This window comes from Pseudomonas sp. A-R-19, assembly GCF_019956575.1.
In the GTDB taxonomy this organism is placed as follows: Bacteria; Pseudomonadota; Gammaproteobacteria; order Pseudomonadales; family Pseudomonadaceae; genus Aquipseudomonas.
In genome coordinates, this window is the sequence record NZ_JAHBDR010000001.1 from 1 (window position 1) to 9,234 (window position 9,234).

Consider the following 9,234-nt stretch of genomic DNA (forward strand, 5'->3'; position numbering starts at 1 on the left):
CCAGGCGCTGGCGGCGGTGTCGGGGATGTTCCCCATCGTGTTTTTCTTCATCGCCCTGGTGATCGGCCTCGGTGCGGGCGCGGGGGTGTTGATCGGCCAGGCGTGGGGGGCGCGGGAGACGCATCTGGTGAAGGCGATTGCCGGGGCGACGGTGTTGTTGGGGGTGTTGATCGGGTTGGTGGCGGCGGTAGTGGGCAGTGTGTTTGCGCGGTCGGCGTTGGAGGGGTTGGGGACGCCGGCAGATGTGCTGGACGATGCGGTGGCGTATGCCCATGTGATGTTGTGGATCATGCCGTCGCTGTTGGTGTTTGTGTTGTTCACGCAGTTGTTGCGCGGGGTCAGCGATACGTTGTCGCCGTTGTTGGCGCTGGTGGTGTCGACCATTGTCGGGCTGGCGCTGACGCCGGCGTTGATTCGCGGGTGGTTGGGTTTTGCGCCGATGGGCATTCAGAGTGCGGCGATTGCCGGGTTGGTGGGTAACCTGGTGGCGATGGGGTTGCTGGCGTGGCGCTTGATTGGCAAGGGCCATCCACTGGCGCCGGACCGCGAGTTCTTTGCGGCGATGAAGCTGGACATGGCGATTCTCGGCAAGGTGTTGCGTATCGGTTTGCCCACCGGGTTGCAAATGGTGGTGTTGTCGTTGTCGGAGCTGGTGATTCTGGCGCTGGTGAACCAGCACGGTTCCCAGGCGACGGCGGCGTATGGCGCGGTGACGCAGATCGTCAATTACGTGCAGTTCCCGGCGCTGTCGATTGCGATCACGGCCTCGATCCTCGGGGCGCAGGCGATCGGGGCGGGGCGCATCGAGCGCATCGGGCCGATCCTGAAGACCGGGCTGATGATCAACGTGTGTCTGACCGGTGGCCTGGTGGTGCTCGGGTACTTGTTGTCGAGCTGGTTGCTGGCGTCGTTCCTCACTGAAGAGGCGACGCTCAACATGGCCGAGCACCTGTTGCACATCATGCTGTGGAGCCTGTTGGTGTTTGGCTTCCAGGCGATCATCGGCGGCATCATGCGCGCCAGTGGCACGGTGATGGTGCCGGTGGCGATTTCCATTGTCTGCGTGGTGGGGATTCAGTTGCCGGCGGCGTATCTGCTGGATGCGAAGTTCGGGCTGCAAGGGGTGTGGATGGCGTTTCCGGTGGCGTATCTGGGGATGCTGGTGTTGCAGACGCTGTATTACAAGCTGGTGTGGCAACATCAGAAGATCGAGCGGTTGGTGTAGGCGGGACGCAGCGGGAGGGGCATGCTGTTCACTGAACTTTGTGGCGAGGGGGCTTGCCCCCGTTCGAGTGCGAAGCGCTCGCAAAAAATTGTACTGATCGCGATATTTTTGGGGGCTGCTGCGCAGCCCAACGGGGGCAAGCCCCCTCGCCACAAAACCCTCGCCACAAAAGGACGGTGTGACTGAAAAAGACAGGCGCAATCGCCTGGGGAGGTTTCCGATGAGCCCCTTGTCCCATTCCATCCTGCAAGACCGGCCAGCGGCCGGGCGGCGTTTGATCGAGCCGCTGCTGCCTTACGCCAATCGCCCCGACGTCATCGTTCTGGCCTTGCCCCGTGGCGGTGTGCCGGTGGCTTATGCAGTGGCCACGGCACTGAAGGTTCGCCTGGACTTGATGCTGGTGCGCAAGCTCGGCGTGCCGTCTCGCCCTGAGTACGCCATGGGCGCGATTGCCAGCGGTGGAATCCAGATTCGTAACGAAGAGGCACTGCGCGTGCACCCGATTGATCGCGCCGCGTTCGACGCCGTGGTTGAGCGGGAAACCCGTGAGCTGCTGCGCCGCGAGAAGGTCTACCGGGGTACACGGCCGCCGGTGCAACTCAAGGATCAGGTGGTAATCCTGATCGACGACGGCCTGGCCACTGGCGCGTCGATGCGGGCGGCAATCCAGGCGCTGCGGCTGCAGGCGCCTGCGCGCATCGTGGTGGCGGTGCCGGTGGCGCCGATCGAGACAGTGGAGGCCCTGCGCAGCGAGGTGGATGAACTGGTCTGCCCGTTGATGCCCGAGTGGTTCACCTCGATTGGCCATTGGTACGTGGACTTTTCCCAGACCCGGGATGCCGAGGTGATCGAACTGTTGCAGCGGGCGTGGCAACGCGGGGAGTGCGGATAGCGCGGACGGCCAGTGGCAGGTGGTCGCAAATCAGCGCGTGAAGTGGAATAAACGCCGGTTGTTTGCTTTAGTCCATCTGGAACCGGCCTTCGTATGCGGCACGCCAACTCAAGACGGGAGCCCTCCCGGAGAGTGTCATGAACCTTAGATCCGCGCGTTGCGTCGCTCTGGCCGGCACGTTGGTGTTCGGCCTGGTGCCGTTCAGCCTGGCGCCGTTCGCTGAGGCTGTGGAATACAAGGCGGTGAACGCCAAGGCCAGCACCTTGAGTTTCACCTATCAGCAGATGGGGTCCAGCAATTACGGCACCTTCGGCAAGTTCGAGGCCAATCTCGACTTCGACACCGATAACCCAAGTGCCGCCCACGCCGCGCTGACCATCGACCTGAGCAGCATCCAAGCCGGCAGCGACGACGCCAACACCGAGCTGCAAAAACCGGCGTGGTTCGACACCGCGACCTATCCGGTGGCGACCTTCGAGTCTACGTCCATCAAGGCCCTTGGCGATAACCGCTACACCATTACCGGAAAGCTGTCCTTGCGCGGGCTCACTCGGGAGGTGAGTGTGCCTGTGCAGCTGAAATCGGAGAGCTCCATAGGCATCTTCGTTGGCGATCTGGTGCTCAAGCGTGACGACTTCAAGATAGGCGAGGGTGAGTTGGCGGACAGCATGGTGTCCAACGAGATCAAAATCCGCTTTCGGATGGTGGCGCCGCAGCGCTGACTGGAGCCTGCTCGCGAACGGGTTCTGACAGTCATCGCAAAAAAGGTTCTTCACACAATCCCGGGAAACACCCCCGATAACGCAATACCTGTAGGAGCCGGCTTGCCGGCGATGGACCCAAGCGCGCTGCGTTTATCCATTTCACACGCGTTATCGTTCACGATCATCGCTGGCAAGCCGGCTCCTACAAGGGGCCGCGTCCGGGTCGAAATGATGTGAACGCCAAACTGTAGGAGCCGGCTTGCTGGCGATGGCCTCAAATGCGCCGCGGTTATCCAGGTCACACGCGTTTTCGTTCACGACCATCGCCAGCAAGCCGGCTCCTACAAGACACCGCGTGTCGTTCAAACCCTGTAGGAGCCGGCTTGCCGGCGATGGACTCAAGCGCGCTGCGTTTATCCAGTTCATACGCATTATCGTTAACAGTGAAAGTCCCAAAAAAAAGCGCCCGGTCCACATTGCATGGACCGGGCGCCGATCAAGCCGCTCTAGTGCACTGGCACTGTCACGGTTTTGCCGAAGGCTGATGTGATGGTCGCTGTCGGGCTAGTCGATGGCGGACTGCCGACGGTCGTCACGGCTATGTTCCAGCGTGCGCCGGTAGCCGTAGGCGTCAGGGTGGCGGTGCCAAGGTTCACCGTACCGGTTGTGGTCGTGGCAGTCGCCGTGATGCTGTTGCCCGGGCCACGCGAGGTGGTGCCGGACAGCACCCAGTAGTAGCGGCCGTTGCTGCGGGCGGTGACGGTAGCACTGGTAACGATCAGGTTCTCGACCACCGCTGCCGAGACCGCCACGGATACCGTTGCCGGTGTCGATTCCGCACCCTTGGCATCGGCGGCCTTGTAGGTGAAGGTCGCGGTGAACGGTGCGGGGACCGTGGCCGGTGGCGTGTAGATCACGCGCGTGCCATCGGTGCTGACGCTGCCCTTGCCGGAGTCCGGTTGCTCCAGACCCACCACTTTAAGCGGCACGTTACCGTCAGGGTCGGAGTCGTTGGCCAGTACGTTGATGGTCACCGGTTGGCCGTTGCTCGTGGCGCTGTCGGGGTTGGCGATTGGTTTTTTGTTGTCGCCATCGTTGTTGCGTGTATCGCCACTGCGGAAGGTTGGCAGCGCGGCGGAGTTCACATAGTTGACGCCGTCCCAGCCGGGCAGGGGCGTTGGCATCAACTGGAACTGGCCAGGGTGCTCGATATCCCAGCGCAGCAGCATGGAGTTGTCCTCGTGCTGGGTGTTGTGGCAGTGCTCCATGTAGGTCCCGGCGAATTCACGGAAGCGGATCGCCATTTCCACCTCAGTCGAACTGTCGATGCCTTCACCGATGCGATAGACGTCCTTGCGTGCCCATTTTTCCCATTCAGGCGGCGCCTTGCCGTCGCGGGTGAGGATGGTGCCTTCTTCGAAGTGCACATGAACCGGGTGGTTCCAGCCGTTGCCGCCGTTCTTGATTTTCCACACTTCCAGGGTGCCGTCGCCGGAGAAGCCGGCATCGGTCGGACCGTTGGCCAGTTGCGGCGCGGCGCTGATCCGCCGTGGGTCCATGTTGTAGCCCAGACCACCGTCGGACTTGATGGTCCAGGGGGCTTCGTCGGTGCCGTCGGAGCGGCCGAAGATGAACTCGCGATGCCGTGCCACCTTGAGCTTGGCCTGCATCGCCGGGTCGTCGCGGTTGATCGTCAGCGGGATCATGACCTTGCCCACCGGTTTACCCGGTTTGGCGGGTTCGTAGTCGGCGGGGTTCATGCTCACGTCCTGGCCGGCATAAGGCTGCACCACCATCTGCATGAACTTGCCCACCACCGGGTCGCCCTTGTCCCATTCCAGCCCTTTGCTGCCTTGCTTGAGCACTGCTTTGTACTTCTCGGACAGTACGTCGGCCAGGCTCAGCGGAGTTTTTTCCGGCTGCTTGCCGGTCTGGTGCTCCATCAGGTTGACGAAGTACAGCTTGTCGCCGACAGAGATCCCGTTTTTCGCGAAGTTGACGATGATGTCGAAGCGCTCGGCGATGCCCATGGTGGGCAGGATGGCGTTGTGGTTCTGCACATTGCCGTCACCGTCCAGGTCCATGCTGCCGTCGAACGGCACGGCGTGTTCCATGAGGTTGCCGTCGTTGGCGATCATGTGGAACGGCACGCGGGTATACGACACGCCGGAACCTGCCGGGCCGGGGAATTCGCCACCGGTGCCGGCGACTTCACGCACCAGCGCGATCTTGAGGTAGCGCGACACCGAGCCGTTGAGGATGCGGAAGCGATAGCTGCGCGCGCGCACTTTCAGGCGCGGCTGGTACTGCCAGTTGACCAGGATCTGATCGCCGAGGAAGCCATCGGTGTTGAACGGGTTGAACCACAGTTGGCCATTGGCGTCCCAGGCCTTGTCGGCGATCATCAGGTTGACGTCATAGTCGCGGTTGCCCCAAGGCAACGCCGAACCGCTGGGCAGACGCAGATTGACGCCGTCCTGGAAGGCTTCGTTACCGCGGTCCAGGGCGCTGTAGTAATTCATCATCACCGCGTTGCCTTTGTAGACGTTCTGCGCGGTGAAATCGAGCATGTGGTCATGGAACCAGTGGGTACTCATGGTTTCATGCCAGTCGCCACGAATCTTGATGCTGCCGTTGTTGCACGTCTTCAGGCCCGGAGTGGCGTCGTTGACATACAGGGTTTCGCCCGGGGCGCAGGGGAACGCCGCGCGTGGGTCTTCAGCCTTGGTGTTGATGGTGTCGTAACCGGCCAGTTGCATCGGCCAGCGATAGTCGTAGTACTGGCCCGGAAAGAAAAACGCATTGGCAAAGCCGTCGCTTTCGGCCGGGGAGTGACCGTTGTGTTCGTGGGTTGTAATAGTGTGCAGGCCAAACCCCATGTTGGCCGCCGGATCGATCGGCAGGGCGTTGTAGTGCCGCATCAGCGTCGGTTGACCGTAGCGCACCATCAGCAGTTTTACCGGAAAGGTGCCGTCGAAAGTCCATAGCGCCTTGTGGTTCTGGATCGGCATGTTGGGGTGAAAGCGTGTATCGATGCCTTTGGTGGTGCCTATCGTGGTCGGAATGTCCGAGGTCTGGTAGTACAGCCCGCCAGGCCCGAACTCACCGACGGCGTAGTTGTGCAGCTGACGGCGGTCGCGCATGCCGCCGTTGAGCTTGGCGCCCGCTTGCACGGTCTTGAACGCGACCTGTGGGTAGAACTCGTTCCAGCGCTGGTGCGACCAGCCTTTTCCTGGCGGACGACCTTCAGCCGGCGAGCCGACAGGTTGGCGGTTGAGGAAAGCTTCGATCTGCGCTTTCCACGGGTTGCGGTCCAGTACGTTGGAATACTGTGACGGGAACGGGTACAGCCCCGGCTGGCGCATAAAGGCTTCCAGCGCCGTGGCCGAAGGGCCGCTGCGGGCGATGCTGTTCGGGTCCTGATTGGGCGCGGGGCCGACGGTCGGAACCGGGAAGGTCAGGGGCGGCGCGGGCAGTGTCGGGTCGAGCTTTTCCGTGCCGAATTCTTCGAACAGCAGCAGTTGCTGAGTGTACGGCTGCGCCCCGAACAATGGGCTGGGCTTGCCATTGGTGGGGATCTTGAACGAAGTCTGCAGGGCTGGCGGCAGCACGTTATCGGCTGTTGGCGTGCCGCGGTTGCCATACACACCGTTGGGATAGGCGATGGAACCCTGGTTAGAGGGTGGCAAGGTCAATATGGCATCCAGTGCGGCCTTGGGGTCGGCCGCAGGGTTGGAGTACGCCGAGGGGTCGGTCGGTGGGGGTTGGTTGACATCGTCAAGCGGTACGGCGTTGGCGTTGCCGAAGCTGACGTTGATCAACATCACAGCGGCGATGCCCGGTTTGCTGAAAAAACAGAGCGATTTGGGGGCAGGCAGGCTTTTCATCTTGTTTCCCTCGGGGCGCGCCGGTGTGGCTGACGTTCGCAAAGCGGTCGATGCAAGAGGTGCGCCAAACGAGGGGAGGCTTGGAGAAGGTGGAAGTTTGATTTGTATCAAAAGGTTTAAGGCTGTGGTGATCGCGCCGCAGTGGGTGGGAATCCTCAAAATCGGGGGCCTTCACCCACCCATTTTCCCCACCCATGCCACTGATCGGCGTGGTGGTGGACGCTATCGGCGCGATTAGCGAAAACGCCGGCTCGCCCAGCACAAAGTGTGCCTGCTTCACTGCTGTCAGCCTCGAGCACGCAACGCCTCGACGGCAGGGGTAATACAGCGGACCGCGGGTATCAGGCGCGCTATCATAGGCGGCCCTCGACCTTTAGAGCCTGTCACCGCAATGCCCCTGATCAGCCATTTCAAGACCCCGTGCCCCGAGCACATCAATAGCCAGATCCTGCAAATGGTGGTCGACAACCTGACCGACATCAGTATGGTCGCGATCCCGCCCAGCAACCTGCTGTACAACCTTTATCAATACGCGATTGGCTATGAGGTGCACCTGTATCTGCAGGCGCTGAACGGTGAAAAGGGCATTGCCGTCGAGCTGATCGTTGCCACTGACGAAGACGACCCGGACAAGGTGATCGGCTTTGTGCTGTACCTGCCGGTGCAGGACGATCCCGAGGCATGCGGCGTGGCGTACATGGCAGTGCAGGGCGAGTATCGGCGCCAGGGCGTGGCCCGGCGGATGCTGCGGGAAATGGTCGGCCGCTATCCCCATGCCGAGCTGACTTGCGCGGTGGCCAAGGTGCCGTATTTCGAGGCGATGGGCTTTGAGGTGGTGGGTGTGCGTGCGACCCAGGTGTTGATGAACACCCGCGATCACGTCACCGATGGCTTGATGGCGTTGCTGGATGTGGCGTCGATCTACAGTTCGCTGGAAGTGCGGCAGATTCATACCTACCTGCTGCAAAAACACGGAAAACGGGCCATGACCGATGCGGAAAAACAGCGCGACCGGCATCTGGACCAGTTGACGCGCAAGGCCCAGGAGTTTGTGCGGGAGCGGCTCGGGGAAGATGCCGTACCGGCTAGCGGACCTCGATTGCGGCTGGTCTGAGCACACTTTCCCACACACCATAACTCCACCTGTGGGAGCGGGCTTGCTCGCGAAGGCGGTTTGTCAGCCAACATATGGGCGACTGATACACCGCTTTCGCGAGCAAGCCCGCTCCCACATTTAACGGCGGTCAGTCTTCACGCCAGCTTCACATTCATGGTAATCCGCGCCGTGAACACCTTCTTGCCTTCGGCATCGTGAATGTCCACTGGCACGATCTTGTCGCCTTCGGTGGTCCAGTCCACTGCATCTCCCTCGGCTATCGCCGTCACATCGCTCTTGGCCTTGGCCAGGTATTCCACGGTCATGCCTTTGGGAATCCAGCGCGCGCCGGCGGGAATTGACACGTCGGTCATCATCCCGGCGGCGAGTTCCGCGGCGTTGCACATGGCGATCGCATGCACCGTACCCAAATGATTGGTGATCTCCCGGGCAAATGGCACGTGCACGGTGGCGCTGCCTTTGCGCAAATCCTTGACCAGCGGGTTGATGGTGGAGAAGTAGGGCGCCACCTGGCAGGCCATTTTGCTGAACGCTTCTGGCCCTGCGCTGTTGAACATGCTGAGGAACTGACTCATTTTTTTGCCTCTTGAGGATGTCGGTTTGCAGAATATTGCTCCGTTACAGAATATTATTCTGTAACGGAACAGTATTCTGTCGAGGAGAAATCTGTCAACCTAGCGCGAATAGTTCGCTGGCCACGGCCAGCCTCCATAGATGACTTTCTGGATTGTTTTTCTGCATGGAAACCGCCGATCTGCTCGAACGCTGTTACCCCGGACGACGCGCCGAACTCAAGCGCGACATCTTCAGAAAGGCCCTCGGCCTGTTCAACGAACAGGGGATCGAGGCCACGACCATCGAAATGATTCGCGCCGAATGCGACACCAGTGTCGGCGCGATCTATCACCATTTCGGCAACAAGGAAGGGCTGGTGGCGGCGCTGTTTTTTACCGCCCTCGACGATCAGGCCCGATTGCGTGACAGCTACCTGGCTGAGGCCCAAACCACACAAGCGGGGGTGCACGCGCTGGTGCACAGCTATGTGGATTGGGTCGACAGCCAGCCGGAGTGGGCACGGTTCCAGTACCACGCACGGTTTGCCGTCACCAAGGGGCCGTTCAAGGACGAACTCGCCACCCGCAACAAGGCGCGCAACAAGCAGTTGCTGACATGGCTGGGCGCTCACGGCGATGAACTGGGGAGTTTTCCGGGGGAATTGATGCTGTCGTTGATCATCGGCCAGGCAGACAGTTACTGCCGCGCCTGGTTGTCGGGCCGGGTCAAGGGTAGTCCGAAGGCGTACCGGGACATGCTGGCGCAAGCGGCGTGGCGGTCCCTATGCACGACCGAGCCCCAATGAAAATCCCCTTGTGGGGGCGGGCTTGCTCGCGAAAGCGGTGTGTCAGCCA

7 protein-coding genes are annotated in these 9,234 nt (G+C 61.4%); 5 read left to right on the forward strand and 2 right to left on the reverse strand.

What is annotated here, in order from left to right; translation table 11 throughout:
- The 3 genes from KGA88_RS00005 to KGA88_RS00015 all read left to right on the forward strand — a co-directional run.
- Nucleotides 1–1,225, forward strand: a 1,225-nt coding sequence (locus KGA88_RS00005; RefSeq protein ID WP_223588076.1) for an MATE family efflux transporter, incomplete at its 5' end; no start/stop codon positions are given.
- A gap of 220 nt (nt 1,226–1,445) precedes the next feature.
- The gene (locus tag KGA88_RS00010) at nt 1,446–2,117 is read left to right on the forward strand and encodes a phosphoribosyltransferase (RefSeq protein WP_223588078.1); all 672 of its coding nucleotides are present in this window, start codon (nt 1,446–1,448) and stop codon (nt 2,115–2,117) included.
- A gap of 137 nt (nt 2,118–2,254) precedes the next feature.
- Complete coding sequence (locus KGA88_RS00015; protein ID WP_223588080.1) at nt 2,255–2,839, forward strand: YceI family protein; 585 nt, start codon at nt 2,255–2,257, stop codon at nt 2,837–2,839.
- Nucleotides 2,840–3,327: 488 nt separating this feature from the next.
- Here the strand turns inward: KGA88_RS00015 and KGA88_RS00020 are convergent, their stop codons facing one another.
- Nucleotides 3,328–6,708 carry an Ig-like domain-containing protein gene (locus KGA88_RS00020; protein WP_223588082.1) on the reverse strand — a complete coding sequence of 1,127 codons (3,381 nt, stop codon included), beginning with the start codon at nt 6,706–6,708 and terminating at the stop codon, nt 3,328–3,330.
- A gap of 391 nt (nt 6,709–7,099) precedes the next feature.
- Here KGA88_RS00020 and KGA88_RS00025 point away from each other — a divergent pair, with 391 nt between their 5' ends.
- Nucleotides 7,100–7,822: a GNAT family N-acetyltransferase gene (locus tag KGA88_RS00025; RefSeq protein ID WP_110661978.1), complete on the forward strand. Its 723-nt coding sequence runs from the start codon at nt 7,100–7,102 to the stop codon at nt 7,820–7,822.
- Between the two features lie 137 nt (nt 7,823–7,959).
- Here KGA88_RS00025 and KGA88_RS00030 read toward each other — a convergent pair whose 3' ends face one another.
- Nucleotides 7,960–8,400, reverse strand: a complete 441-nt coding sequence (locus KGA88_RS00030) for a hotdog fold domain-containing protein (protein ID WP_103395578.1) — start codon at nt 8,398–8,400, stop codon at nt 7,960–7,962.
- Between the two features lie 164 nt (nt 8,401–8,564).
- On the opposite strand from KGA88_RS00030, the gene KGA88_RS00035 reads away from it, so the two are divergent.
- The gene (locus KGA88_RS00035; RefSeq protein WP_223588084.1) at nt 8,565–9,185 is read left to right on the forward strand and encodes a TetR/AcrR family transcriptional regulator; all 621 of its coding nucleotides are present in this window, start codon (nt 8,565–8,567) and stop codon (nt 9,183–9,185) included.
- Nucleotides 9,186–9,234: the final 49 nt, after the last annotated feature.

Excerpts from the sequence above, each read along its gene's own strand:
- KGA88_RS00020 (WP_223588082.1), bottom strand. The coding sequence starts at position 6,708 with ATGAAAAGCCTGCCTGCCCCCAAATCGCTCTGTTTTTTCAGCAAACCG.
- KGA88_RS00035 (WP_223588084.1), top strand. The coding sequence starts at position 8,565 with ATGGAAACCGCCGATCTGCTCGAACGCTGTTACCCCGGACGACGCGCC.
- KGA88_RS00010 (WP_223588078.1), top strand. The coding sequence starts at position 1,446 with ATGAGCCCCTTGTCCCATTCCATCCTGCAAGACCGGCCAGCGGCCGGG.
- KGA88_RS00025 (WP_110661978.1), top strand. The coding sequence starts at position 7,100 with ATGCCCCTGATCAGCCATTTCAAGACCCCGTGCCCCGAGCACATCAAT.
- KGA88_RS00015 (WP_223588080.1), top strand. The coding sequence starts at position 2,255 with ATGAACCTTAGATCCGCGCGTTGCGTCGCTCTGGCCGGCACGTTGGTG.
- KGA88_RS00030 (WP_103395578.1), bottom strand. The coding sequence starts at position 8,400 with ATGAGTCAGTTCCTCAGCATGTTCAACAGCGCAGGGCCAGAAGCGTTC.